Annotated in this window: 24 protein-coding genes and 1 other RNA gene; 5 read left to right on the forward strand and 20 right to left on the reverse strand. The window is 61.6% G+C overall.

Annotated features, from left to right (window positions below; translation table 11 throughout):
• Positions 1 to 37 precede the first annotated feature (37 nt).
• Both KP001_RS15195 and KP001_RS15200 read right to left on the reverse strand, forming a co-directional pair.
• Entirely contained in the window at positions 38 to 1,399 is a 1,362-nt protein-coding gene (locus tag KP001_RS15195) for a DUF444 family protein (protein ID WP_217286438.1), read from the reverse strand.
• A 134-nt stretch (positions 1,400 to 1,533) separates the two neighbouring features.
• On the reverse strand, positions 1,534 to 3,585 hold the full coding sequence (locus KP001_RS15200; RefSeq protein ID WP_217286439.1) for a serine protein kinase PrkA: 2,052 nt from the start codon (positions 3,583 to 3,585) through the stop codon (positions 1,534 to 1,536).
• Between the two features lie 375 nt (positions 3,586 to 3,960).
• On the opposite strand from KP001_RS15200, the gene KP001_RS15205 reads away from it, so the two are divergent.
• Positions 3,961 to 4,572: a hypothetical protein gene (locus tag KP001_RS15205; protein ID WP_217286440.1), complete on the forward strand. Its 612-nt coding sequence runs from the start codon at positions 3,961 to 3,963 to the stop codon at positions 4,570 to 4,572.
• Here the strand turns inward: KP001_RS15205 and KP001_RS15210 are convergent.
• The 6 genes from KP001_RS15210 to KP001_RS15235 form a co-directional block, all read right to left on the reverse strand.
• Entirely contained in the window at positions 4,569 to 6,008 is a 1,440-nt protein-coding gene (locus KP001_RS15210) for an HD-GYP domain-containing protein (RefSeq protein WP_217286441.1), read from the reverse strand. The genes KP001_RS15205 and KP001_RS15210 overlap by 4 nt on opposite strands.
• Positions 6,005 to 7,708: a HEAT repeat domain-containing protein gene (locus tag KP001_RS15215; RefSeq protein ID WP_217286442.1), complete on the reverse strand. Its 1,704-nt coding sequence runs from the start codon at positions 7,706 to 7,708 to the stop codon at positions 6,005 to 6,007. Before KP001_RS15215 ends, KP001_RS15210 begins: the two co-directional genes overlap by 4 nt.
• Positions 7,709 to 7,947: 239 nt before the next feature.
• Complete coding sequence (gene groL / locus KP001_RS15220; RefSeq protein ID WP_217286443.1) at positions 7,948 to 9,591, reverse strand: chaperonin GroEL; 1,644 nt, start codon at positions 9,589 to 9,591, stop codon at positions 7,948 to 7,950.
• Positions 9,592 to 9,655: 64 nt separating this feature from the next.
• Positions 9,656 to 9,946, reverse strand: a complete 291-nt coding sequence (groES, locus tag KP001_RS15225; protein WP_216509180.1) for a co-chaperone GroES — start codon at positions 9,944 to 9,946, stop codon at positions 9,656 to 9,658.
• Between the two features lie 159 nt (positions 9,947 to 10,105).
• A complete protein-coding gene (locus tag KP001_RS15230) occupies positions 10,106 to 10,378 on the reverse strand; it encodes a DUF507 family protein (RefSeq protein WP_217286444.1) in 273 nt (90 codons plus the stop codon).
• A gap of 37 nt (positions 10,379 to 10,415) precedes the next feature.
• Positions 10,416 to 10,697, reverse strand: a complete 282-nt coding sequence (locus KP001_RS15235) for a DUF507 family protein (RefSeq protein ID WP_217286445.1) — start codon at positions 10,695 to 10,697, stop codon at positions 10,416 to 10,418.
• 155 nt (positions 10,698 to 10,852) lie between these two features.
• On the opposite strand from KP001_RS15235, the gene ssrS reads away from it, so the two are divergent.
• A non-coding RNA gene (ssrS, locus tag KP001_RS15240) (6S RNA) lies at positions 10,853 to 11,034 on the forward strand.
• A 123-nt stretch (positions 11,035 to 11,157) separates the two neighbouring features.
• Positions 11,158 to 12,174, forward strand: coding sequence for a ribonuclease Z (locus KP001_RS15245; protein WP_217286446.1), 1,017 nt, complete (start codon positions 11,158 to 11,160; stop codon positions 12,172 to 12,174).
• Positions 12,175 to 12,282: 108 nt separating this feature from the next.
• Here the strand turns inward: KP001_RS15245 and KP001_RS15250 are convergent, their stop codons facing one another.
• From KP001_RS15250 to KP001_RS15260, 3 genes are all read right to left on the reverse strand, one after another.
• Positions 12,283 to 13,659 carry a DegQ family serine endoprotease gene (locus KP001_RS15250; protein WP_217286447.1) on the reverse strand — a complete coding sequence of 459 codons (1,377 nt, stop codon included), beginning with the start codon at positions 13,657 to 13,659 and terminating at the stop codon, positions 12,283 to 12,285.
• Between the two features lie 157 nt (positions 13,660 to 13,816).
• The gene (locus KP001_RS15255) at positions 13,817 to 14,491 is read right to left on the reverse strand and encodes a response regulator transcription factor (protein ID WP_183344735.1); all 675 of its coding nucleotides are present in this window, start codon (positions 14,489 to 14,491) and stop codon (positions 13,817 to 13,819) included.
• A gap of 33 nt (positions 14,492 to 14,524) precedes the next feature.
• Complete coding sequence (locus KP001_RS15260) at positions 14,525 to 15,337, reverse strand: pyruvate, water dikinase regulatory protein (protein WP_217286448.1); 813 nt, start codon at positions 15,335 to 15,337, stop codon at positions 14,525 to 14,527.
• 271 nt (positions 15,338 to 15,608) lie between these two features.
• Here KP001_RS15260 and prmA point away from each other — a divergent pair, with 271 nt between their 5' ends.
• Both prmA and KP001_RS15270 read left to right on the forward strand, forming a co-directional pair.
• Positions 15,609 to 16,529 carry a 50S ribosomal protein L11 methyltransferase gene (gene prmA / locus KP001_RS15265; protein WP_217286449.1) on the forward strand — a complete coding sequence of 307 codons (921 nt, stop codon included), beginning with the start codon at positions 15,609 to 15,611 and terminating at the stop codon, positions 16,527 to 16,529.
• A gap of 3 nt (positions 16,530 to 16,532) precedes the next feature.
• A complete protein-coding gene (locus tag KP001_RS15270) occupies positions 16,533 to 17,273 on the forward strand; it encodes a 16S rRNA (uracil(1498)-N(3))-methyltransferase (RefSeq protein ID WP_217286450.1) in 741 nt (246 codons plus the stop codon).
• 92 nt (positions 17,274 to 17,365) lie between these two features.
• Here the strand turns inward: KP001_RS15270 and KP001_RS15275 are convergent, their stop codons facing one another.
• The 9 genes from KP001_RS15275 to KP001_RS15315 all read right to left on the reverse strand — a co-directional run bounded on the left by KP001_RS15275 (position 17,366) and on the right by KP001_RS15315 (position 26,291).
• On the reverse strand, positions 17,366 to 17,692 hold the full coding sequence (locus KP001_RS15275) for a hypothetical protein (protein ID WP_217286451.1): 327 nt from the start codon (positions 17,690 to 17,692) through the stop codon (positions 17,366 to 17,368).
• Positions 17,693 to 17,840: 148 nt separating this feature from the next.
• Positions 17,841 to 18,545, reverse strand: a complete 705-nt coding sequence (locus KP001_RS15280) for a DUF72 domain-containing protein (protein ID WP_217286452.1) — start codon at positions 18,543 to 18,545, stop codon at positions 17,841 to 17,843.
• A gap of 168 nt (positions 18,546 to 18,713) precedes the next feature.
• Positions 18,714 to 19,847, reverse strand: coding sequence for a ribonuclease D (locus KP001_RS15285; protein ID WP_217286453.1), 1,134 nt, complete (start codon positions 19,845 to 19,847; stop codon positions 18,714 to 18,716).
• 154 nt (positions 19,848 to 20,001) lie between these two features.
• Positions 20,002 to 21,054, reverse strand: coding sequence for a histidinol-phosphate transaminase (hisC, locus tag KP001_RS15290; RefSeq protein ID WP_217286454.1), 1,053 nt, complete (start codon positions 21,052 to 21,054; stop codon positions 20,002 to 20,004).
• A 71-nt stretch (positions 21,055 to 21,125) separates the two neighbouring features.
• Positions 21,126 to 22,190 (reverse strand): cyclic dehypoxanthinyl futalosine synthase, encoded by a 1,065-nt coding sequence (gene mqnC, locus KP001_RS15295; protein ID WP_217286455.1) that lies wholly within the window; start codon positions 22,188 to 22,190, stop codon positions 21,126 to 21,128.
• Positions 22,191 to 22,280: 90 nt separating this feature from the next.
• Complete coding sequence (mqnE, locus tag KP001_RS15300) at positions 22,281 to 23,357, reverse strand: aminofutalosine synthase MqnE (RefSeq protein ID WP_217286456.1); 1,077 nt, start codon at positions 23,355 to 23,357, stop codon at positions 22,281 to 22,283.
• Between the two features lie 69 nt (positions 23,358 to 23,426).
• Complete coding sequence (locus KP001_RS15305) at positions 23,427 to 24,032, reverse strand: UbiX family flavin prenyltransferase (protein ID WP_217286457.1); 606 nt, start codon at positions 24,030 to 24,032, stop codon at positions 23,427 to 23,429.
• Complete coding sequence (locus KP001_RS15310; protein ID WP_239027799.1) at positions 24,029 to 24,922, reverse strand: 4-hydroxybenzoate octaprenyltransferase; 894 nt, start codon at positions 24,920 to 24,922, stop codon at positions 24,029 to 24,031. The genes KP001_RS15305 and KP001_RS15310 overlap by 4 nt, the downstream gene beginning before the upstream one ends.
• Before the next feature lie 22 nt (positions 24,923 to 24,944).
• On the reverse strand, positions 24,945 to 26,291 hold the full coding sequence (locus KP001_RS15315) for a UbiD family decarboxylase (protein ID WP_217286458.1): 1,347 nt from the start codon (positions 26,289 to 26,291) through the stop codon (positions 24,945 to 24,947).
• Positions 26,292 to 26,431: the final 140 nt, after the last annotated feature.

The raw sequence follows: 26,431 nt of genomic DNA on the forward strand, positions 1-26,431 counted from the left end.
GGGGAGGGACAGGGAGGGGGAAGGTTCAGCTCTCGTGTTAAGAAATCAGCCTCTTGATCCCCTCGATCACCCGGGCCTCCTCGGCGTCCTCGTGCATGATGTCCATGCGCAAAAGGTCGGGCTTGTCGCGGAGGAGCCCCGAATTCTCAAGGTAGCGCGCCACTTCGGTCCACTGCGTCCCCGCGTGTTCCGCGATGGTGACCCCCATGCGGCTCACATAGCTGAGGATCTTGACCAGTTCGGGAATCGACTTGTCGCCGCCGGTATCCCAGTCATCGCCGTCAGTGCCGTGGAAGACGTAGATGTTGTAGTCCGCTGCAAGATTCTCCTTCTCGACGATCTCGTTCACCAGCTTGTAGGCGCTGGCCACCTCGGTCCCGCCGGCCACCCGCGAGTTGTAGTAGGTGTCGAAGTCGGGCACCTCCTTCGCCTCGGTGTCGTGCAGGATGAAGCGTGATTCGACCTGTCCGGCGTACTGGTACAAAAGCCAGCTGTAGATCATTACATGCTGGGTTGCCACCAGCTCGGTCACCTTGCCCGCCATCGAGCCGGAGTAATCGCGCAGGAAGAAGACCATGGCCTGCGGCTCGTAATCCTTCTCCTGCGAGAAGATGCGGTACACCTTGTCCCGCGGCGAGATAAGGAACCGGGTCGGGTCCATGTCCGAAGGATCTGGGAGGTTGCCAAGCGAGATGTTGGTTTCCACGATCCTCCTGAGGGTGGCCTTCTTGTCCAGCACCTGTCCGGAACCGCGGTTCCGGTCGGTCAGATCGTAGATGTACCGGGTAAAGGAGCGCTTTTTCCCCTTTTCCTTGAGATTGGGGAGCTGGAATTGCTCGGTGAGCACCCGCCCCAGTTCGTAGGCGGAAGCGCCCATCTCATGGGCTTCTCCCTCGCCCTGTCCCGGCCCCTGCCCCGGCTCCTCGCCGGTCTCGCGCACCTTCTGCTCCCCGATAACCTCGCCTTCCTCGCCCTTGCCGCTGCCGCCGGTCGAGCCCCCCTTCCCCGGGGGTCGGATGGTTGGGTCGTGCAGGAACTTCTCCTCCTCGGTGGAGGGGACCACTACGATCTTCCCCTTGCCCCCTTTGCCCGGCTTGATCAACCGCCCCACCCTGATCTTGCGGGGGAAGCCGTCCTTTTCGCGCTGCCGGTCCCGCTCGAGGAGTTCGTCCAGCGCCTTCATGTGGAGCTGGTACGGGTTGGGGACCCGCTCCTGGTCCTGCAGCACCGCCAGGTCGTGCCAGGCGTAGAGGCCGCGGGAGAAGTCCGGGAAAGGTCCGCGCCGGTCGGCAGTCGATATCTGCCGCGTACCCGCCAGTTCCTCGCGAAAGCGCGCCTCGCGCTCGGGATCCAGGCCCTTGGCCTTTAGTTGTTCGAGGTATTTTTCCGGGTCTTTCATGGCATCGTCGGCCTTTAAAGGCGGGCGAATAATTATTCGCCCCTACGGTTGTTTTTTCGCCATGGAACATGGTGGTCGGGGCCTCTGTAGGGGCGAATAATTATTCGCCCCCTCACCGCGAACAGGCGCCCCTGCTAGCTCTCATCCTCCTGCGTGCAGAAGTACTCGATGGTCTTCTGGGCGCAGGTGCGGCAGTAGCCCAGTTTCCCAAGCATGGTCACGATCATCCGGTCGTAGAGCTTCTGGTTTTCCTCGTTGGTGCGGTTGGCCAGCGCCCCGATCAGGCTCCCGGCGCCCGCTATATCGGATTTCAGCCGCACGTCGGTGACCGCCTTCACCAGCTCAAGGTTGTCCATGAAGTCGTAGCTCGGGTCGACCGATATCTTCTGGCCGTAGATCTTCCGGATCGAGGTCCTGAAGGATGCACGCTGCTCCTCGGTCTTAAGGCCGATGCGCTCCTCGACGCTCTTCACGTAACGCTCGTCGATCTTGAGCGCCTTCAGCTCGCCGGTCTGCGGGTCTTTGTACTTCCACATCCGGTCCGGGCCGAGGTTCTCGGCGTCGATGCCGATGATCATGTTGACGTAGTTCTGCACGTCCTTCTTGATGGCGAAGGGCTCGTCCATGTAGGCGTTGAACATCTCGGTCATGATCCGCTCACGGTAGAGCTTCTTGCCGGTCTTCAGGTCTTCGAGGTACTTGGCGCGCTCGTTTGGTTCCACCACGTAGTCGAGCACGACCCGCTCCAGGCTCCTGAAAACGTCATAGGCCACCATGCAGCGTCCCTCGTTGGTCTCCGAGCTTTCCTTCAGGATCTGTATGCTGCGGCCGAGGCTCCTGTGCCCCAGGCCGCGCTGCCCGAAGCGTTTGGTGATGTCCGGCTCCTGCCCCAGGGTGTCGATGACCTCGGCCAGCGCCTTGATGCTCTTCTCGCCGGCCACCTCGCCCGCGGCAAGCTTCATGGTCTCGATCGGGGTCAGCTTCTCGGACCTCGGGAGCCTGGTGAGCACGACCCCGACGGAGGCGGCGTAGTTCAGGTTCGGATCCTGGTGCAGCACTTCCTTGGTGAGGGTGGTCTTCGATTCGCCGCCGATGGCATAGGCGGTGAGCCCTTCCTGCATCCGGTAGTTCGTGTTGTGCGAGACGTAGCAGATCCTGCAGCGGTCCACGATAGGCGCCTCCTCCTTCTCCGCAAGGAAGCGGTTGAACTCGGAGTTGTTACTGGTGGCGATGATCATGGAGTCGATGGGCCACTTGTAGCCGTCGATCTCGATGGCGCGGTTCTGGATCACGCCCAGGTAGACCTGCACCAGGTCCTTCTTGTTCTTGAAGATCTCGTCAGAGAAGTGGATACCGCCCCCCGCCACGCGGGCCAGGGCGCCGCGGCGCAGGTCGAAACGGTACGGGTTGTTGGTATCGGAGAGGTGCAAAAGGCGCTGGATCGATTCCTCACCGAGGAGGTCCACCGCGGACGAGGTGATCTTATCCTTGGCCGGATACTTGCCAGTCAGGGTCCCGAGGCTCTCGCTCATCGGTACCGGGAGGATGGCGATGCTCTCCAGGACCTTTTCCAGGTCGTTGTCGTGGTACTGCCGGATTTCATTGAGGATATAGCCGGTGCTCGCCCCAAGGGGGCGGTAATTGCGGTACAGGGTCTCGATCTCCGCGTCGGAGAACCCCTGTTCCCCGATGAAGCGGCGGCTTTCCTCCGGATCTTCGAAGAGGTTCATGGCCAGGATCATCGGGTCCTCGTAGGTCTCCGAGTCGATCTCGCGGATCCGCCCGTAGTTGCCGAGTTGCTCCATGTTGAGGAACCGGAAGCTGTACTTGCGGTTGCGCCCCTGCAGGAAGTTGCGGTACTTGCCGCAGAGGAACTCCACGAAGAAGGTCTTGCCGTTGCCGGGCTCGCCGACCAGCACGAACGCCATCTCCTTACTGGAGCCACCCTCGGCGGCGTCCTTCACGAACGAGACGAAGCTGTTGATCTCGTCGTACATGCCGATGGTGTGCTTGCGTCCGGTCCGGAAGATATTGAAGTCGTAGGTCGTTTTCCCGTTGACGACGACCTTCTCGAACCCCGGCTCCAGGATCATCCGGATGATCCCCTGGAAGGCGTTTTCAAAAACCCTTTCTCCCGCCTTGACGGCGGCCAGGTGCTGACGGAGCGTTTCGTTCTTGGCAGTCATGGTTTCCCTCCGCGTGTTATTAAGCTGCGGTCTCTGTTTTAATTGATTTTGACATCCAAAAAAATTATACCCCCCCTCCCTTTACTTTTGCAAAGTCTTTACGGGAAAGGGCCCGCAGGCGGTGTCAGCAGGTACAAGCCGTGCCGAGCAGCCGTTAAGCTCGTTACTGCTGCGAATACATTAGAAAATTAGCAAATGAATTGTACCCACAGCTTTTATTTCTGCAACCAAGGGAAGAGGTATTATGGCGGGGATTGAAAAAGCGAAGTGGCAGTTTCAATGTTGCGCTTGACTTTAAATTTTCCTATCCTCTGTTACCATTTGCTGGTCCTGATCCGGGCGGCTTTTAATTGGGATGGAGAAAAGGAGGCCTACATGAAGAAGAGAATTTTGTGGCTGGTACTGGCGGCGGTGCTTGTGGCTTTGGCAGGATGCGGAGGAGGCAACGAGCGCAGGGTACAAGAGATACTCCGCGATCCCAATATCGACGGATACATCAGGGAAAACCTCGACGCCCAGACTTTACAAGTGGTCCAACCCGCCACAAGATTATTTGCGGGGCTGGACCCGCTCGTCAATGATGAGTACCGGGCGTTCATCGAATTCCCGTTAGCAGGTGAGCTGATACCGGCACCTGCAAGGGTAGTGTCGGCAAGTATTGAGCTTTTTATCAATGACGTTTCCACCGACGCATCCAGAGTACCGATGCTTATTGAACTTGTTCCGTTTCAGCCGGTACTGGGACCTGCTGATTACGACAGGCCGGCTTTCACTCCAAGGGTAGTCAGCTTCTATGTATATCCCTCCGACCGTGGTAAATTCATTACAATTCCGGTGACTTCCTTGTTCCTTGAAGCTGCGTTGACGCCCCTGCCGACCTTCCAGCTCCGCATATCTCAGGACATCGTCCCATCTGCTCCGGGACGGGTCGAAATAGATGATACAACAGTGGACACGGCGCCATTGCTGCGTGTCGTTTACGACTAGAAGTACCTGCTCACGTCGAGGTCGTAGAGGTAGGGATCCAAAATAGCGGTAATGGTCTGAGGGGAGCCGGGTGAGCCGAGGGCAATCACCTCTCCCCCCTCCGTTTCGCGCCCCTCGCGGTCGGCGATGATGCGTACCAGCGGGTTGTCCCACTGGGCCGGGTCCTCGCTGTTTCCCACCACCACGGCGATGTCCTTTTCGTCCAGAAGCAGCAGCGACCCCACCGGATGAATCCCCACGCAACTGACGAAGACCTTCAGGAGAGCCTGGTCGTAGGACTTGCCGCTTTGCGACAGCATGACCCTGAGCGCCTTGTGCGGAGCGTAGGCGGCCCGGCCGCTGACCCGCGAGGAGGTAAGCCCGTCGTAACTGTCGGCGATGCTGATGATCCGCCCAAGAAGGCCAAGTTTCCGGTATCCCACGCGCGGGTACCCGGAGAAGTCAGCCATCAGGTGATGCTCAAAGATCCCGGTTATGATGCGGGCGGTCAGGTCATCGAGCCCCTTCAGCTTCATCACCTTCCTCACCCCGTACAGCGGATGTTTCTCCATCAGCTCCCGCTCCCCTGCCGACAACTCGCCCGGTTTGTCCAGTATCTCAGCCGGAACGTCACAGTTGCCGATGTCGTGGAAGAGAGCTGCGAGCCCCAGTTCGCAGAGGTGGAACTTGTTCATCCCGATCCGTTTTCCCACCAAAAGCGAGAGGATGCAGACGTTTGCGGCGTGATGCTGCGAGGAACTGTCATGGGAGCGCATGGTGCTGAGCCCAAGGAGGTCGGTTTCGTGCGTGTAAAGGAGGTCGATGATCTGCTGCACCACCCGCTTCGATTCCCGCAGGCGCAGTCTGCGCCCGGATGCCACCTCGGCCGCCACCTCGTCCATGGTCGAGAGGAGCTTGCGGTACAGCGGCCGCACCTTGTCCCCCGGCCCCCTGATCCGCCTGAGCTGCGGCGTCATGGTCAGCACCTCGTCCTCGCGCAGCAGGTCGAGCTCCAGGTTGCCGATCCCCCTTTGCTGCACCGCCTCCAGTAACCTCTGGAAGGCCTCTGACTCATCCTCTTGCGGCTCCTGCAGCAGGTACACGAAACGCTGCAGGTCCGCGCTGGTCACGCCCGGACCGAAGGTGATCCTCCCCAGGTGATGGCGCCGCATCAGCTCCATGACGTAGCGGGGCCCCTCGAAGGTGGCGATGTCGGGTCTGAGCCTGAGCTCTCCCAGGTAGAGATGTCCCCCCTTGAGGATGAGTGATGCATCGTCATCTTTCCCGGCGATGGACCGCACCACCTCGAGGAGGTTGCCCACGCGCTGCACGATGGCGGCGTGGCCGGCACCGTAATTGACCGAACTCTTGAGCAGGACGAAGAAATGCGACACCAGGGTCTTCCCCAGCCGCGCCAGCTCGTCTACAGAGTGATCCCGATCCATCTCAAGCGTCATGGCGCTACCTCACCTCGTCCAGCCTGTGCTCCGTGCCGCGCCGGATGGGACGCGATCGCCTGATCCAGGACGGACCGCACCTCGCCTCCCTTCTTCTGGCTGCGGGCCTCTTCCAGGAGCTGCAGCGCGGACCTGCTCCGGACACGTCCCAGCCCCAGGACGGCAAGCTGCACGGATTCCTTCTCATTTCCCTTCTGAAACCAATAGCGCTTCATCAGCTGGTCGCGCAACATCGGGAGCACGCTTTCCTGTCCCAGCTCTCCCATGGCTAGAAAGATCTCCCTCTTTTCCTCGAAGGGTCGATCGTGGAAGTCGTCACCTCCGGCAAGCGCCAGGATGGGCTTCAGCGCGAAGGAAAGCCTCTCCCGGGTCAGTACCTGCAGGGCTTTGACGCGCAGGGCGCTCGATTCGTCGCGCAGGTACTTTAGGAGATACGTCTTGGCCTTGGCGTCGGCGGTGCGCTCCAGAAACCCCAGCACCTCGCGCCGGATGCGCGGCTCACGATGCGAGATCAGCCCGAGGATCATCTTGAGCGCTGCCGGCGTGCCAATCAGGGAAAGGATGAGCACCACGTTGCGCACCAGGTACCAGCGCGGATCGTTGAGGAACGGCTCGAACACAGCCGGATCCTCCCGCCCCAGTTCCACCAGAACCTCGACAATCAGCTTGCGCACCTTGAGCTTCTCCACGCGCCCGAGCAGCTCGCAGATCGCCCCGAGCGCGGGGATGCCCAGGATCAGCAGCAGCTCCTTCAGCTCCCCGTAGTCGAAACCCGCCTCGGAGGTGTCGAGCGCCACCTTGAGCACCTCCACCGTCGAATCCGAGAGTATCCCCGCCAGGGCAGCCGCCAGCTGGTGCCGCTGCTCCGGCGCGGTGATCGGCAGCTTCTGCAGGCGGTCAAGAAACCGGGCCAGCTTGAGGGCGTGGGGGATGTCTCCGGCTACCACCAGGTTCACCGTCAAGTTGCCGAGGATGGCGGTGAAGTCGGCGAAAAGCTCCGGCTCCTGAACCTCGCTCACTATTGCTGCGAGGATGCCGATCACGTCATCGAGTCCGTTGCAGCGCCCTTCCACGTCGAGCGCCTTACGCAGCCACCCCTCCTCTTCAGCGGTGAGCATGAGCAGGTGCTTGGGAATCATGCGTGGCGCGGGAGGCGGCTGCTCGACCAGCGACTGCCGGATCCGCTCCAGGGCGTCCCGCTGCTGGTGCGCCGTGTCGTCCTCGGTCATGAGGTACGGATCGCTGAAATCATCCTCGGTGAGGTACCCGATGTGCTGGAGGTTGCGCTCCCAAAGCTGGGTCACCACGTCGTCGTCGCTGCTGGCGCGCTCGAAACCGAGCACCCCGAGAAACGCCACGATCTCCGCCGGCTCCACCCCCTGATCGAAGAACAGGATCCTGATGCCGTCGGCATGGAGACGGCTCGCGATGCTCTCTTTGGGATCCCTGTTCTCGTAGACCTGGCCCCCTTGATAACGCAGCACGAACTGCTCCACGTCGAGGGAGAGCTCGCCGTAACGCGCCAGGTGCACCGTCATCTTGGTACCAAGGTCCGAGATGAAGCCGATCAGCACCGGATTGTTGGGCAGATAGATCCGGAGGGCCTTCGACGTCTTGGTCATCCCAAGAACAATCTGGGTCACAGAGGCAAGTTCTTCCTTGCCCACGCCGTCAAGTTGGTCAACTCCCTGATCGATCATGCCGCTCCTCGCCAGCCGGTATCCGTCCTCTCATTGGTCCCCACCCTATCGCCGCAAGCATACGCTTTCGCTTATGTTTTGTAAAGACTGTGCCCTCATGAGCCGGACGCCCTCCCCCTTCGCCGGATGCCGCGTGAAGGCCCCCGCAAGGGACGCCGACACACCCGATGCCGGTATAAAAAAAGGGAGCCGGCTCGAAGGCCGACTCCCTTTTGATTGCTGCTTTTGACCTGCAGGGCTTACATCATGCCGCCCATGCCACCCATGCCGCCCATGCCGCCCGGCATTGCCGGCATCGCCGGCTCTTCCCTCGGCTTGTCGGCGATCATGGCCTCGGTGGTCATCATGAGACCGGCCACGGAAGCGGCGTTCTGCAGCGCGCTCCTGGAGACCTTGGTCGGGTCGATGATGCCGGCCTCGATCATGTCGACGTAGATGTCATCGGCAGCGTTGTAGCCGAAAGCATCCTTGCCGTTCTTCACCTTGTCGACCACGATAGAGCCGTCGACGCCGGCGTTCTGGGCGATCTGACGGATCGGCTCCTCGAGGGCGCGCTTGATGACGTTGACGCCGAACTGCTGCTCCGGAGCGAGCTGCAGGGAGTCGAGGGACTTGAGGGCGCGCAGGTAAGCGACGCCGCCTCCGGGGACGATCCCCTCGTCGACGGCCGCGCGGGTCGCGTGGAGAGCGTCCTCGACGCGTGCCTTCTTCTCCTTCATCTCGACCTCGGTAGCTGCGCCGACCTTGATCACGGCGACGCCGCCGACCAGTTTCGCCAGGCGCTCCTGGAGCTTCTCGCGGTCGTAGTCGGAGGTGGTCTCCTCGATCTGGGCGCGGATCATCTTCACGCGGCCCTGGATGTCAGCCTCGGAGCCGTAGCCGTCGATGATGGTGGTGTTGTCCTTGTCGACGGTGATCTTCTTGGCCTGGCCCAGCATGTCGAGGGTGGTGTTCTCGAGTTTGAAGCCGACTTCCTCGGAGATCACCTTGCCGCCGGTCAGGATGGCGATGTCTTCGAGCATCGCCTTGCGGCGGTCGCCGAAGCCCGGGGCCTTGACGGCGCAGACGTTCAGCACGCCGCGCAGCTTGTTGACCACCAGGGTCGCCAGAGCCTCGCCCTCGATGTCCTCGGCGATGATCAGCAGCGGACGGCCGGACTTGGCGGTCTGCTCGAGCACCGGGAGGAGGTCCTTCATGTTGGAGATCTTCTTGTCGTGGATCAGGATTGCGACGTTGTCCATAGCCGCTTCCATGCGCTCCGGATCGGTCACGAAGTACGGGGAGAGGTAGCCGCGGTCGAACTGCATACCCTCGACGGTCTCAAGGGTGGTCTCCATCGCCTTTGCTTCCTCGACGGTGATGACCCCTTCCTTGCCGACCTTCTCCATGGCCTGGGCGATGATATCGCCGATGGTCTTGTCGTTGTTGGCGGAGATGGTGCCGACCTGGGCGATTTCCTTGTGGTCCTTGATCGGCTTGGAGATGTTCTTCAGCTCGCCGACCAGCACTTCTACAGCCTGATCCAGGCCGCGCTTGATCTCCATCGGGTTGTGCCCCGCGGCGACCAGCTTGGAGCCCTGGCGGTAGATGGCCTGGGCCAGCACGGTAGCGGTGGTGGTGCCGTCGCCGGCGACGTCGGAGGTCTTGGAAGCGACTTCCTTCACCAGCTGCGCGCCCATGTTCTCGAACTTGTCCTCGAGCTCGATCTCTTTGGCGACGGTGACGCCGTCCTTGGTGATGAGCGGAGCGCCGTAGGATTTCTCGATGACGACGTTGCGCCCCTTGGGGCCCAGGGTCACTTTAACTGCATCTGCCAGGGTGTTGACGCCTTTGAGGATGCTGTTACGCGCCTCCTGGTCGAATTTGATGATCTTTGCTGCCATATTGAATATCCTCCTTGGGAATTGATTCTAGATCGCGGAACGTGTGACGGGATCTTTCCCGGAATTACTTCTCGATGACGCCGAGGATGTCATCCTCACGCATGATCAGGAAATCCTCACCTTCGAGCTTCACTTCGCTCCCTGCATATTTGCCGAACAGCACCTTGTCGCCCACCTTCAGATCGATCGGGTAAACCTTGCCGTCCTCGCCCCTCTTCCCGTTGCCGACTGCCACGACTTCGCCCTGCTGCGGCTTTTCCTTGGCGGTTTCCGGGATGTACAACCCACCGGCGGTCATGGTAGCTTCCTCAACCCTCTTCACGATGATACGGTCCTGCAGCGGTCTAAGATTCATGCTTTCCTCTCCTTTCCTTGAGATGCACCGATCTCTTGATATTGAAAAAAATATTAGCACTCAAAACTGCTGAGTGCTAAACGCCTGCTAAATATAAACAGCATGACCCTAAAAATCAAGGGTGGTCTGCAAAATAATTTTCATGCAGCTATCCCCTTGTCACCACTTTCTTTTTGCCAACTCCTCGGCGTAAAACTTCTGGTACAGGATCTCCCATTCCCGGCTCCCCGGGACCTTCGCCTGGCTGTAGGATGCGAGCTTCGCGCGCACCGCCTGGTCCACCTGTTCCATGATCGAGAAGAACCCGGAGATCGCGTCCTTGATGGCGTCGAGGGCGCGCCGCTCGTCCGGGAAATCGGCCAGGTCGTCGTTGTAGAGCTTGTCGTAGATCTTGTGGGCTATATGGGAAATGCGGTCTTCCGAGATATGCATAATCTCTCCTTGGATGGCTTGCCGGCGGACCGGTCAATCACAGAACGATCTTCCTCTCCTTGGCCAGCTTGTCCTTGACCATCTTGAGCATCTTGTGCCGGTCGATCCCCTGGCCTCCCACGGCCTTCAGCGTCTGCTCCAAAAGCGCCTCGGCGTCGCGCTCCAGGTCCTCCTCCTGCTTGATGTCCTTGGCGATGGCGGCCTTGATCCCCGCAAGTACGGCGCCGCGCCCCTGCTTCTGCTGCACCAGTTGAGCGCGCTCCAGGTCCCCCAGCACCTTCTCCGCCAGGCGCGCGATCTGTTCATCCTTAAGACGCATCTTGCCTCCCGTTTATTAAAGGGTTTCGGTTTGGCGCATTGTACGTCAACCCGGCAAAATTGCAACAGGTTTGGGACCCGCATGAGGGCGTTTGTCATTAAAGAAAACAAGGTTGATTTCTCATAAGCACAGATCTACAATACAGCCACTACACGCTCTCTCTGCCGTGCCCGTGAGGTTATTAAAGCCCCTGCGGAATAATTTATTGTACGGGAGCCTGTTTCGACCGTGGTGAGCTGCCCCATTGCGCGGGAATTGCCTGAAGCGGTCTACAGGAGCCCACCTGAATGGGAACTCGCTGTGAGGCCCCCAAACCAAACGACAGGGCGGAGAGAGCTGCTATAAGAAATTAGGGGATCCGGCAACGGTCCCCTTTTTTTCGTCTTGCGCTCCTGCCCCCTATGGATATATAGCAGAGGATGGCTCGCCACTCCCCGTATCCACGGTTCCGGAGGCACGCATGACTCCCCATTTCCTCCCCACCCTGGTGAACCCTCCCTTCGGGGACCCCGGCGTCTACGTCGATTTCCAGTTCGCCCGGCGCGCCCTCCTCTTCGACCTCGGGGAGATCCACCGTCTCGGTCCCCGCAAGATCCTGCGCTTAAGCGACGTCTGCATCTCCCACACCCACATCGACCACTTCATCGGCTTCGACCTGATGCTGCGCATCATGCTGGGGCGTGACATGGCTCTGCGCCTCTTCGGCCCCCCCGGCATCCTGCGCCAGGTCGAGCACCGCCTCGCCTCCTACAGCTGGAACCTGATCCAGAGCTACCCCACCGAATTCGTCATCACCGTTACCGAGCTCCACCCCGATGGCAGCGGGGTCCGCGCCCGGTTCAGCTCCCGCCGGGTCTTCGCGCGGGAAGACGAGGAAACGCTCCGTATCAGTGACGGCGTGATTTTGGAAGAGGAGAACCTGCTCCTGCGGGTCGCCTTTTTGGAGCACAGCATCCCCTGCCTCGCCTACTCCTTCGAGGAGAAGCTGCACGTGAACTTCATGAAGAACCACCTGGTGGAGTTGGGGCTCCCGGTCGGGCCGTGGCTGTCGGAGGTAAAGCGGGCCGTGCTGCGCGGCGAAGCGGATGACACCGTGGTAACCGCATCCCTGCCCGACGGGTCCGAAGGGCGGCGGCTCACCATCGGTGAACTGAAGGAAAAGGTGCTGCAGGTGGTGCCGGGAGAGAAGATCGCCTACGTGACCGACACCGCCTTCACCCCCGACAACCGCCGCCGCATCGTGGAGCTGGCGCGCGGGGCCGACTATTTCTTCATCGAGGCGGTGTTCCTTGACGTGGATGCCGAGCGTGCCCGAGAGCGCGCCCACCTGACGGCCCGCCAGGCGGGTCAACTGGCGCGCGAGGCGGGGGCTGCGCGGGTCATCCCGTTCCACTTTTCACCGAGGCACCTGGGTGCCGAAGACGAGTTGCGCCGCGAGGTAGCGGAGGCCTTTGCCGGGGTGCAAGGCTCCCTTTAAAGTCTCCCCTCTCCCTCCGGGAGAGGGTATGGGGCAATGACGTAAAAAAGGGGGATCCGGCACCCGGATCCCCCCTTCTGTGTGTTTCCTCCGTACTCAATACTGCGCCTAGTCGAGCCTGAGTGCCACGAACAGCGAGGCTTCCCCTCTCCTGAGCAGCATCTTCAAGTAGCCGCCTTTCTTCACGCTGGCGATCACCTTGCTGTAGTCCTTAACGCCCGAGATGCGCACGCCGTTGATCTCCCTGATGAGGTCTCCCTCCACGATGCCGGCCCTCTCGGCGATGCTGTCCTGCTGTACGTCGGTGACCAGCACCCCTTTCTCCCCCTGCAACCTCATTTGCTGGGCGCGCTCGGGGGTAAGGTCGGCGACCTTCAAGCCGAGGCGGTCGCCGGAGACGGCAGCATCCTCGTCCTCCCCGCCGTCCTTCAGCTTCTCGACGGTCACCTGGAGCGGCACCTGCTTGCCGTCCCGCAGCACCACGAGCTTGACCTTCTTGCCAACCGGGGTTGCGGCGACACGGCGCGGCAGTTCGGCCATATCCTTGATGGTGTGCCCGTCGTACTCGAGGATGATGTCACCCCCCTTGAGGCCCGCCTTCTCGGCGGGGCTCTCCTTCATCACCTCGGCCACCAGGGCGCCCTGCTCGCTCTCCATCCCGAAGGATTTGGCCAGGTCCTGGGTCACCATCTGCACCGAGACGCCGAGCCAGCCGCGGGTCACTTTACCACTTTCCTTGAGCTGCGGCAGGATCTCCTTGGCCATGTTGATCGGAATGGCGAAACCGATCCCCTGCCCCCCGGCGACGATGGCGGTGTTGATGCCGATGACCTCGCCGTCGGTGTTGAAGAGTGGCCCGCCGGAGTTGCCCGGGTTGATGGAGGCGTCGGTCTGGATGAAGTCGTCATAGGGGCCGCTGCCGATCACCCTCCCCTGGGCGCTGATGATGCCGGCGGTAACCGTCTGGCTCAGGCCGAAGGGGTTGCCGATGGCCATGACCCAGTCGCCCACCTCCATCTTGTCGCTGTCGCCCAAGGGAGCCACCGGCAGGTGCGCCTTGGTGTCGATCTTCACCAGGGCCAGGTCGAGCTTGTCGTCGCGCCCCTTGATCTCGCCCTTGTACTCGCGGCCATCGGAGAGCTTCACCTTGATGTCGTCGGCGTCCTTCACCACATGGTTGTTGGTGATGATGTAGCCGTCATCGCTGATGATGAAGCCGGACCCCATGCTTTGCTGCTTGTGGGGTTGCTGGCGCGGTGCCTCGAAGAACTTCTCGAAGTACTCCTGAAAGGGATCACCGCCGGGATGCTGCCGCTTTTTCATGGCGATGGTTTTGGAGGTGCTGATGTTGACTACAGCGGGCTTCAGCTTCTTGGCGAGCTTCGCGAAGTCGGGGGTGAGCGTCGCGGCGCCCGCGACGGAGGAGAAAACGGAGGAGAGAAATAAGCTAAACACCAGAAATCTTGCAACGATTGCTGCCTGCATGGCTACCTCCTGGGATTTGAGTACGGTAAAGCTAATACTGCACCATTAGTTTGTCAAGCCTCGCCCACCCATGAGATCTGTAAACGAAAACGGACCTCTCCCGGGCCGCTGCGGCCAGGAGAGGTCCGTTGGTCGGACTTCGCTATGTGGCGGGTTGCTACTCTTCTTCTTTGAGGATGTAGCCCACGCCCCTCACCGTGTGGATCAGCTTCTTGTCGGCTTCACGGTCGATCTTCTTACGCAGGTAGTTCACGTACACGTCGATGATGTTGGTGAAGCTGTCGAAGGTGTAATCCCAGACGTGCTCGGCGATCATGGTCCTGGTGAGCACCTGGTGCGGGTTGCGCATGAAGTACTCGAGCAGGCCGTACTCCTTCGCGGTGAGATCGATCTCCTTGTCCTTGCGCCACACCTTGTGGGTAACCGGGTCGAGACGCAGGTCGGCGAAGCGGATCTCGGCGCCGCGGTCGAGCTCGCTCCTTCTCATCAGCGCACGTACGCGGGCGAGCAGTTCAGCGAAGGCGAACGGCTTGGTCAGGTAGTCGTCGGAACCGGAGTCCAGACCCGCAACGATATCTTCCACGGAGTCCTTCGCGGTGAGCATCAGGATCGGGGTGACGTTTTTGCGCTCCCTGAGTTCCTTCAGCACGGAAAGGCCGTCCTTTTTCGGGAGCATCCAGTCCAGCACGATCAGATCGAACGGCTTCTCCAGCGCAAGCTTAAGCCCCTCTTCACCGTCTGCGGCCGTGTGGACTTCGTACTGCTCCTCCTCGAGCCCGCGCTTAATGAAGCTGGCAACCTTTTTCTCATCTTCAACCACCAAAATTCTCATGTTGATTCCCTCTCTTTGTAATTATGTCGACCTCTAATCGTACCTGATATCACCATGAAGCCTGCTCAAGATCTCCGCCGCAGACTCCTCAACCGATTTGTTGGTTACGTCGATAACCAGCCAGGCGGGGTGGGCTCGGTAAAAACGCCGGCAGTAGGCGAGCTCTTCTTCGACCTGCCTGTAGTCAGCATAGCTGCCGCGCGGGCTTTGCCTGAGATTCCTGAGCCGCGCGGATCGGATGTCGACCAGCCGCTGGGTGTCGATGATCAATCCGACCACTCGTTCCGGCTCCACCTCCTCCAGCTCGGGGGGAGGATCGATACCCTGGATGATCGGCACGTTCGCCACCTTGTACCCCTTGTGGGCCAGGTACATGGAAAGTGGCGTCTTCGAGGACCGGGATACGCCGATCAGGACGATGTCCGCCTTGTGCAGGTTGCGGGGTTCCTGGCCATCGTCCTGCTTCACTGTAAAATCAACCGCCTCCATGCGGCGGTAATACTCAGAGTTCATCTCGTACTGCAAGCCGGGAAGCTTCTGAGGCCTCATCTCAAGGAACTCGGCCAGCTTGAAGAGGAGCGGGGTGATCAGGTCCACCGCGTCCAGCTGCCTCGCCTCGCACTCGTTTCTGACGAACTGCGCCAGCTCCGTGTTGACCAGGGTGTAGAAGATGATGCCGGGAAGGCGGTCGACCTCGTCCAGGGCCTTGAGGATGTCCTCGCGGTTCCTGATCTGCCCGACGCGGCGCAAACGGACATCCACGTCCTTGAACTGGGTCAACGCGGCTCGTGCAACCCGCTCGACCGTCTCGCCGGTCGCATCAGAAAGTAAATAAACGTGATACATCCACTGTCACCCGAAAAACTGTGTCCAACCAAGGCCTTACCGGCACTCCCGTGAAACTCATTAGATATATACCATGTTTTTTCATTTTAGGCAAAACTAAAATTTAATGGGAAACGCTTCTGTAAAAATATTATCGGCAGATGCCGGAAAAATTTTAATTATAATTACGCCCTAGTTTTTTTGGATGTCAAGGTTTTCATTGCCATTCCCTTTATTTCTCTGGTAGTTTAATCCGGCAATTCGCACCCACCAAAGGAGAAGCAAACTCATTATGATTACAGATTGGGCGGAAATCGCCTGTGACGTCCCGGCCGAGATGGTCGACACATTAGCTGACTTTTTAGTTGAACTGACCGGCAACGGGGTCGGCGTGGACAACCTGCACCTCGATACCTTTACCCTGGATACCCTCGAGGACACCAGTATCAAGACGGTGAAGGGGTACCTCCCCCTGGACGACTCGCTCGAGGACATGCGCATCAAGATCGAGCAGTTCCTGGCCCAGCACGGGCCGGACTTTCCCGGCTTCGTCTACACCCCCCCCGTGGTCACCATCATCAAGAACGAGGACTGGGCCAACAACTGGAAGGTGCACTTCAAGCCGGTGCGCATCGGCAAGCGACTGGTGATCAAGCCCACCTGGGAGGAGTACCAGCAGGTCGAGGGGGACCTGGTGATCCAGATCGATCCCGGCATGGCGTTCGGCACCGGCGCCCATCCCACCACGAAGATGTGCCTGGAATCCCTGGAGCGCATCGCCTTCGCCGCCGGTTGCGCCAAGCTTCCCAACCCGGTCCTCGACGTCGGCACCGGCTCCGGCGTGCTCAGCATCGCCGCGGCGCTTTTGGGCGCCACCGAAATCACCGCCGTCGACATCGACCCCGAGGCGGTCCGGGTGACGCAGGAAAACCTGGAGCTGAACGGCGTCGACCGGGTCGTCACAGCCTCGACCACCGATCTGTCCCAGCTTCCCGGAGGCTATGCCGTCGTGGTCGCCAACATCCTCGCCGAGGAACTGGTACGCCTTTCCGACCAGCTCACCTCCCGCGTCGCTCCCGGCGGCTGGCTGATCCTCTCCGGCATCCTCACCGAAAAGGAAGAATTCGTCCGTGCCGGCTTCCCCGCACTTGAGCTCGTGGAAAACCCGAGAGAGGCGGAGTGGTCCTGTATCACCCTGAGAAAACCGCTGTAGCCGATGCGCAGCTTTTTCCTGGGAGATAACGAGGTCCATGACGGGGAAGCCACCGTGACCGGCGAATTGTACCGGCACATGGCGCGCGTGCTGCGCCTGAAGCAGGGAGCGGAGGTGGAACTTGTCGATAACGACGGCAGGCGCCACTGCGGCGTGATCGAGGAGGTCGGGGCTAAGAGCCTCACCGTCCGCATCGCCGCCACCTCCGCCGCCCCCGGGCCGGAACCGGGGCTGCGGATCACGCTGTACCAGGGCCTTCCCAAGGGGGACAAGCTCGACCTGATCCTGCAAAAGTGCACGGAACTTGGGATCTCGGAGGTGGTCACCTTCGACGCGACGCGATCCGTCGTGAAGCTGCGGGGCGAGAAGACGGCCGCCAAGCTGGCGCGTTTCGAGAAGATCGTGCAGGAAGCGGCGCGCCAGTCAGGACGGAATTCGGCACCCCGGACCGTCATCGGCGGAACCTTGAAGGAGGTACTGCGGGATACGCGGCACGCGGTGAAGCTGCTACTGTGGGAAGGGGAAGAGAAGACGACGCTGCGGGAGTGCCTGGAGCGCTACCAGGCGCCGGAGAGCGTGGCCGTGGTGGTGGGGCCGGAGGGTGGACTGAGTGCTGAAGAGGTCGAGGCGGCCGTCGCCTGCGGCTTCACGCCGGTGACCCTGGGGAAGCGGATCCTGCGCACCGAAACGGCCGGACTGGCACTGGTTTCCATACTGCAGTTCCACTGGGGGGACATGGGGTGACGGCCTGGCCGCCCCCCTTTTTCTTTGATCCATCGGAAAACCGGGGGAAGAGTTGCCCATAGTCCCACCTCCCGTCAGGGGAGGAGGGGGACCTAACGGAGCGCGACGACGAGCGCGACTATCGACACCAGCAGCGACACCCCCGCCACCGCCATGAGCAGCTTCTCCCGGGCCAACACCACCTTAAGGGTTTTGATGGTGAGCTGCAGGTGCCCCGAGGTTTCCAGGAGCGCCCGCTCCAGTTTCCGGTTCTCCTCTTCCAGTTGGTGCAACCTGGCCTCTATGTCGCTGGGGGACCCCGCCCCCATCAGCCTTCCCTTGGCGCGGTTGGCCATGTCCATCACCACGGGAAGGTTCTCTACCAGCCTGCCCCAGGGTATCCTGGTCGCCGCGATCTTGGCTACGCTCCAGATGCTCACGGTGCCTCCTTTATCCTTCAATCGTAAGAATATGTTAGTCCCTGCCCCAGCCCAGCTCTGAAACCGGTCCCCTTCCAGTTCATAGCCGACTGCCCCCTCCCCTGGAGGGGGAGGGTTAGGGAGGGGAAACCGGCGCGACATCCCCAGCCTAGCCCGCCGCAACGAGTTCCATGAACCGGCGCGCGAAAAGCGGTCCCTTCGCCTCGTCCTCGTGCTTGAAGAAGACGAAGGCCTCGCTCCATCCCCTGCCGCGGACCAGCTCCGCCCACGCTCTCAGTTCCTCCACCGGGTAATCCGGACGTCTCAGCCGCAAGTACCCCCAGGTGGCCGTCGCTACGGCCGGAATCTCCAATTCCCCCTCGGCATCGGCGATGCAGAGCGCTGCGTCATTTCTGTGCAAGAGCGCGAAGACCTCGTCATCCAGCCAGGAACGGTGGCGAAACTGAAGGGCCACGCGCCGCCCCGGCGGCACCAACGCCAGGAAATCGCGTAACAGGGGGAGGTCCTTCTTGAAAGTGGGCGGCAGCTGAAACAGCACCGCACCCAGGCGCCGCCCCATCACCGCCGCGACATCGAAGAAGTAGGAGACCGTGTCGGCCACGTCCCGCAGCCGGTTGACATGGGTGATGCGCTGTGGCGCCTTGAGCACGAACCTGAAGGTTTCCGGCACCTCCTCACGCCACCCCGCCAGCACCGAATCCTTGGGCATCCGGTGGAAGGTGTTGTTGATTTCCACGCAGTTGAACTGCCCGCCATAATAGCGCAGCATCTCCCGGGACGGCAGCTCACGGGGGTAGAAACTCCCTTTCCACTCCGTGTAGGAATATCCACTGGTGCCTATGTACAGGAGCATGGCGCGCCTCCGTCCCTGCCTCGCTTCGTCACAGCTTAATTGTTATACAACAGGGGTGCGCCTGTACAAGGCATTTTAATGGAAATCAAGACGGAAGCGGGCTCATAGGACTGAAAAGGGCGGGCTCCTCATAAGGAACCCGCCCATTCATGCCGCTATGTCTGACGCTCAGGACACCAACGACGCCAGCTCATCACCGAACGCCTCGCGCTGCCAGCGCTTCAAGAGGGCGTTCTGCGAGGAACCCGGCTCGGCGAGCGCCTCCAGGAGCGTGTTGTTCGCCACCAGCCCCACGCCCAGGCCAAGCTGGGCAGACTTCGCCTCGCGCCAGATCTTCAGCCGCTTCACCTTCTCGTCCTGGAGCCGGTCCAGAACCGGACGGCGGTTTGGCTGCACCTGCGGCAGCTTGTCCTGCGGCAGGGCCAGGCCATTGGCGATCGCCTGCAGCAGCCCGCGCCCGAGCCTCTCGATCAGCTTGGACGACATGGTGTGAATGCCGACCAGTTCGAAGTTGCTCCTGGGCTGCTTCTCGGCGAGTTCGCGCAACAGGTCGTTACTGAGGATCCTGAACGGGGGAACGTCCGCGATGCGCGCCTTCTCGTCACGGAACTTGAGCAGTTCCTCGAGGACGGCCAGCTCGCGCGGCTTCATCTTGTTGGCCCCCTTGAAGCGCAGGCACATGAGCTCGCCCTCGCGCGACGGCGATCTCACCCCCGCCACCAGTTCGGACTCCTCCTCAACCCAGGCCAGACGTCCCTTGGCGACCAGCTCCGCCTCGAGCTGACGGTACAGCTCGATCAAGAGGGAGGTGTCCTTCATGGCGTACTCCAGCATCTCCTGGGAGAAAGGACGCTTGCTCCAATCCGCCTTCTGGTAGCGCTTGTCCAGCTCAACCCCGAAGCGCTTCTTCAAAAGCGCGGCCAGGCCGAACTCGCTCTCGCCCAGGAACTGGCTGGCGATCATGGTGTCGAAGAGGTTGACCACCTCGATGCCGAAGTCGCGGTGCAGCGAACGCATGTCGTAGTCCGCGCCGTGAAAGATCTTCTTGATGGCCGGGTTGGCGAAGATCGGCGCCAGCGCCCGCACGTCGACCGGGGCCAGCGGATCGATCAGGCGGGTCTCCGACGGGGAGGATACCTGGATCAGGCAGACCTTCTCGGTATAGTGGTGCAGCGAGTCGGCCTCCAGGTCGAAGGCAAGCACCGACTCCTTCGAGAGCCGCGCTACGAGTTCATCCAGGGCTTTTTGGTCGGTGACGAGATGTGCCGCTGCGGGATTTGTTGCTTTATTCTTGTTCTGCAAATGGTTCCGTCCGTTTCTGCATCTATGTATGCTTGCGAGATATTTGGTGTTTTGAGACCTGTCCTGGTCACGGCGACTGCGCCAGCCGCAAAGATTACAACTTTTTCACCTTGTACACAAGTCCAGATCCGCATCCCCCGAAAAAATCCGGGAATTACTGACCCGGACCTATTTCGATCAGCGCCTGCACGGTGCGCTCCATCTCTTCTCTGGTGCCGATGGTGATGCGCAGGCCGTGACGCAGCTTCGGGTCGGTGAAGTGCCGCACCAGGATCTTGCGGTCGTACAGCCCCTGGTAGACGCGGGTGCCGTCCCGGTCGGGAGGGGTGGCGAAGACGTAGTTGCCGCTGGAGGGGATGACGTGGTAGCCGATCTCCAGCAGTCGCTGGGTGAACCAGGCACGGGTCTCCTTGATCTTGGCCACGCACTCCAGGAAGTAGCCCTGATCGTGAAGCGCGGCGGTGGCGGCGGCCTGCGCCAGGCGGTCCAGGTTGTAGTGGTCGCGGATCTTGTTGAGAGCGGCGATCACCTCCGGGCGAGCGATGGCGAGGCCGAGCCTCATGCCCGCCAGGGAGTAGCTCTTGGAGAAGGTGCGGGTCACCACCACGTTTTCGTAGGAGCGCACCAGTTCCAGCGAGTTCTCCTCCGCGAAGTCCACGTATGCCTCGTCCACCACCAGCATTCCGGAAATGCGCCCGGCGAGGTCGGCGATGTAGTTTTGGCTGAAGGTGAAGCCTAACGGAGCGTTCGGGTTGGTGAGGAAAAGGAGCTTGCCGTCGTAGCGCTCCGGGATCCCTTCCGGCTCGAAGGCCTCGGTGAGGCCGAAGGTGCGCACCTTGGCACCCTGGACTTCGGCCAGTGTGCCGTAGTAGGAGTACGAGGGATGGATGTAGGCGATCTCCTCCCCCTCGCCGGCGAAGGCGCGGATCAGGTTGTTGAGCACCTCGTCCGAGCCGTTGGCCATGATGATCCAGGAGGGATCGAAACCGTACAGCTTTCCGGCCTCCTCGCGCGCCAGACGGCTGGCAGCGTCGGGATACCGGCGCAGCCCCTCGCCGACCTCCGTGCCGATGGCCTCGATCACCTGCGGGGACGGCGGATACGGGTTTTCGTTGGTGTTCAGCTTGATGTAGGAGGCGACGTCTTCGGGCTGGAAGCCCGGGACGTAGCCGGCCATCTCTGCGATGTTTTGCCGCAGGGCGATCATGGCAACTCCTTTGCTGGGATTCGATCTGTGACTATAACCGGAATTCAATGAGAAAGTCAAAGGGGCAGCCTCTAATACCGCTCCAGTTCCCGGTAGAGGGTGGTGCGGCGGACCGGCGTAAACCCCGCCCCCTTAATGAGGTCGATCATCTGCTGCTGCGAAATGCGGAAGCGACATCCCGCCGCCGCCACCACGTTTTCTTCCAGCATGGTGCCACCCACGTCGTTGGCTCCGAAGAAGAGCGCGACCTGCGCCATCTTCGCCCCTTGCGTCACCCAACTTGCCTGGATGTTGGGGATGTTGCGCAGCACGATGCGGGACAGGGCCAGGACCTTGAGGTATTCGACGCCGCTCGCGGTTTCCCCGCCCAGTTCCGTGTTGCCGGGCTGGTAGGTCCAGGGGATGAAGGCGGTGAAGCTTCCCCCCTGCGCCTGGAGTTCGCGCACCCGGAACAGGTGCTCGACCACGTCCTCGATCCGCTCCTTGCTGCCGAACATCATGGTCGCGGTGGTGGGCATACCCAGTTTCGCAGCCTCGCGCATGACGGTCGCCCATCCCTGCCAGCCGATCTTCTTCGGCGAGATCTCGGCACGCACGCTGTCCACCAGAATCTCCGCTCCGCCCCCCGGGACCGAGTCGAGCCCCGCCTCCTTGAGACGCTTGAGGGTCTCCGGTATGGAGAGCCCCGAGAGTTTGGCGGTATGGGTGATCTCCGCCGGCGACAGGGAATGGTTCTGGACACTCGGGAAGCGGCTCTTGATCTCGCGGAACAGCGTGTCGAAGTAGGTGATGTCGAGCGACGGGTGCAGCCCCCCCTGCATCAGGAGCTGAGTCCCTCCCTGGTCGACCAGTTCCTGGATTTTGGCCATGATCTGGTCGTTGGGGAGCAGATAGGCGTCCTCGGCATCGGGATTTCTATAGAACGCGCAGAACTTGCACTGGGACTCGCAGACGTTGGTGTAGTTGACGTTGCGGTCCACGACGAAGCTGACGCAGCCGTCGGGGTGCATGCCGCGGCGGATGGAGTCGGCGATGCGGCCGACGGCAAGAAGATCCCCCTCGGTCAGGCACCAGAGCGCCTCCTCGAAGGTGATGTCGGCGCCGGCGGCGACTTTTTCGGTGATGGTGTTGAGCATGATGAACCTGCGGCTTTCTTTGGCTAAAGGGCGACGGGGGTACCCGGTCTGCCCAATGGACCTTGTGGACCCGGTGGACGGGGGGCGGAATCAATAAACCTTGAGCTCGCGGTAGAGGGTGTCGCGCTCGACCGGGACGCGGCCGGCCTTGCGGATCATGGAAACGATGCCGTCGCGGCTCATTGCCTGCGGGGTGTCGGCGCCGGCTTCATGACCGATACGTTCCTCGACCACGGTGCCGTCCAGATCGTTCACGCCGAAGCAGAGCGACACCTGGGCAATCTTCTCGCCCAACATGACCCAGTAGGCCTTGACGTTGGCGAAGTTGTCCAGATAGATGCGGCCGACGGCTAAAGTGCGCAAGTCGTCGACGCCGCTGGTGCCGCTGCCGCCGATCTTCAGCTGGGAATGCTCGGGCTGGAAGGCGAGCGGGATGAAGACCTGGAACCCGCCCGTCCTGTCCTGCAGCTCCCGCAGCTGGCGCATGTGGTCGACCCGGTCCTCGACGCTCTCCAGGTGCCCGTAGAGCATGGTCGCGTTCGACTTCAGCCCGGCGTGGTGCACCTGCTCCATGATGGCAAGCCACTGCGCGCCGCTGATCTTCTCCGGGCAGAGCTGGTTGCGGATCTCCGGGGCGAAGATCTCGGCGCCCCCTCCGGGGAGCGACCCGAGGCCCGCCTCCTTCAGCTTCTCCAGTGTCTGCGGTATGGAAAGCGCGGCGAGCTCCGCCAGGTAGGCGATCTCCACCGCGGTGAACGCCTTCACGTGCAGCTCCGGGGAGACCGACTTGATGGTGCCGAGGAGTTCCAGGTAGAACTCGAAGGGAAGGTCGGGGTGCAGCCCGCCCACCACGTGGATCTCGGTGGCGCCCTGCTGGAGCGCCTCCTCGGCGCGGGCGCGCACCTCGTCGAGCGACATCAGGTAGGCGCCTGCCTCGCCGGGCCTGCGGAAGAAGGCGCAGAAGCGGCAACGGTTGACACAGATGTTGGTGTGGTTGATGTGGCGGTTGACGTTGAAGAAGACCTTGCGGCCGTTACGCCGCTCGTTCACCGCCTGGGCCAGCTCGCCCAGCTCCAGGAGGTTCGGGTGCCGGAACAAAAGGAGCGCTTCGGCTTCGCCGATGCGCCCCCCGGAGAGGACGTGATCTTTTATGGCTGCAAATGTCATTGCTGGTTCTTTTTCCTTTCTTTGTCGGACGAGTCTGACTGGCGGCGGACGGCGGAGGCCGGTCGCAGGTTACTCGCCGCCCCAGCGCCGGAACAGACTATGCTCTACCTGCACGCTGTCCAGCACCTTGCCGACCACGAAGTCCACCAGGTCCTCCATGCTCTGCGGCTGGTGGTAGAAGCCGGGCATTGCGGGTACCACCCTCACCCCGAGCCGGGACAACTTCAGCATGTGCTCCAGGTGGATGGCGTTCAACGGGGTCTCCCGCGGCACCAGCACCAGGGGGCGCGCCTCCTTGAGCATGACGTCCGCGGCCCGCTCCAGGAGATTGCCGGCGTTGCCGCTACTGATGCGGGACAGGGTCCCCATCGAACAGGGCACCACCAGCATGGCGTCAGGGGCCGACGAACCGCTGGCGATGGGGGCGAAGAGGTCGTCGCAGGCGTAGTACCGAAGCTCGCCCAGACTCCCCACCCTCTGCCGCAGTTGCTCCTGTACCACTTGAGCCGCGCCGCCCCACTCCAAACCGCACTCCTCACGCAACACAGCAAACCCCGCCTCCGTGATCAGCACGCTGACGCGCGCCGCCGAGCGGAGCAGTTCCTCGATCAGCCTGAGCGCGTAGATACTGCCGGAAGCCCCGGTTATGGCGACGACGAAATGGCGCTGCTTCACATCGCCCCCGCTGTCAGGGTATCCAGCAGCGTGGCTACGAAGAGGGTCACGCTGATGTAACCGTTCATGTTGAAGAAGGCGGCGTCGAGGCAGTCGAGGTTGCCGCCGCGCAGCAGGTGATGCTCGTAAAGAAGCATCGCGCAGGTGGCGACCAGGCCGGCCAGAAAAAAGGTTCCGAGGCCAAGCTGCAGATAGAGGCCCAGCAGGAAGAGACAGGAAAGGACGTGGAAGATGCGCGAGGTCCAAAGCGAACCCGTTACCCCGAGCTTCGCGGGAATGGAGTGCAGGCCGCTTTGGCGGTCAAAGTCCATGTCCTGCAGTGCGTAGAGGATGTCGAAGCCGGCAACCCAGAAGAGAACGGCGAAGGCGAGGAGAAAGGCCGGGAGTTCGGCGCTGCCGCGAATGGCGATCCAGGCGCCCAGCGGCGCACCGGCCAGGCAGATCCCCAACACTACGTGTGCCAACGCCGTGAAACGCTTGCAATAGGAGTAAAGGAAGATGAACCCCAGCGCCACCGGCGACAGGTAGAGGCAAAGCGGGTTCAGCATCCGCGCCGCAAAGAGCATGAGCAGCACGGACAACGCGATGAAAAAGGTGACCGAACCGCGCCCGAGCAGTCCTGCCGGGATCGCACGCCCGGCGGTGCGCGGATTGCGGCCGTCGATGTCGGCGTCGATCACCCGGTTAAGCCCCATGGCAGCGGTGCGCGCCCCCACCATGGCCAGCACGATCCACCCCGCCTGCGCCAGCGTGGGGAGCCCCTTCGCCGCCAGCACGGCGCCGGTGAAGGCGAACGGAAGCGCAAAAATGGTGTGGCTGAACTTTATCATCTCCAGGAATACCTTGATCCTGGCGTACATCGTCATCTCGACTCCTGCCTGACTGCTCATGAGTTCCTTTCCCGCCCCTAGCTCAGTGAAAGCCGTACTCCCGCCATCTCCGCTCAACCTGGGCACTAACCGATGCATCCGGTTGCAACAATTGCTTTTGCTCCCCGCCTTCTTCCGGGAACTTACCGGTGGCGTCGACTCCGAGGCAGCCGTCCGGCGTCACCACCAGGTCCGCCGGGAAACGGACCGCATTCAGCGCCTGCCAAAACCCGTGCGCCAGGGTAAGTCCTTCCCGGGTCTCATCCACGACCACCAGGAGCTTGCCGCGTTTCAGCCATCCCTCGCCACGCAAGGACTCCAGCACCCGGCGTCCCTGTCCGGCCGTCTTCTTCTCGATGGAGATGACGGCACAACCGTGAAAGATCCCCTCCACCGGCATGACCAGGTCGACGATCTCGGGGCATTGCCGGCGCAGCAGCGGCAGCAGCAGCCGCTCGGCAGCCTTGGCCAGGTAGCAATCTTCCATGGGCGGCGGGCCCACCACCGTCGCCGGACAGATGGGATCTTTCCTTCGGGTGACGCAAGTGACCCGAACCAGGGGCACCTCTTCGCCGGGATCGTAGCTCCCGGTGTGGTTGCCGAAAGCGCCCTCGTAGCGGGTGGCGCCGGGATCGATCACGCCCTCGATGACCAGCTCCGCTTCAGCCGGCACCTGCAGTGCCGACCCGAGTGAAGGGACCATGGCGACCGGGGTCCCGTTGAGGTATCCGGCGAAGGAGACCTCGTCCAACCGTTCCGGCAAAGGGAGCATCGCGGCCAGCGTCAGCGCGGGCGCGGCGCCAACGGCGATGGCCACGGGCATCGGCAATCCTGCCGCCAGATACTTACTGTGATGGGCAAAGCCGCCGCTGCCTTGTTTCCAGCGGATCCCCACGCAGCCGTCGTCGAAGATCCGGACCCGGTACATGCCGCAGTTGACGAGACTTGTCTCGGGGTCCCGGGTGAACACCAGGGGGAGCGTGATGAAGCGCCCGCCGTCATCGGGCCAACTCTTCAGGAAAGGGTATCGTCCCAGGTCCGGATGCCGCTCGATCACCTCCTGACAGGGTGCCTGCCCCACGAGGATCGGCGCCGGCGCGCTCTCGGGTGCAGCGAGGAGCCGTTCCATCTTGCCCGACAGCAGGGAAAGGTGTTCGACCTGGAGCGCAAGCGCCATACGGGAAGGGGAGCCGAAGAGGTTGGTTGCCACAGGGTGGGAACTTCCCTTGACGTTTTGGAAGAGAAGGGCCTTGCCGCCACCGGGGAGCTTGCTCTGCCGGTCGGTGATGCAGGAGATTTCCAGTTCGGAATCCACCTCCGCATCCACCCGATGCAGCTCACCTGCGGTGTCCAGCACGGCGAGAAAGTCTCGTAAGTCCCTGATGGCCATGCACACTCCGCAAATAACCTGAAGAGAAAGTTTTTAGCACTTCCACCAGGGGATGACAATGATTTTCTTCCCCCTTCTTCTCCACGAAGGACATCGAGAGAAGCGGCGCCGAGGCGCGAGCCTTCAAGAATGCAGTGGCC

It is taken from the genome of Geomonas subterranea (genome assembly GCF_019063845.1).
Classification (GTDB): Bacteria; Desulfobacterota; Desulfuromonadia; order Geobacterales; family Geobacteraceae; genus Geomonas; species Geomonas subterranea.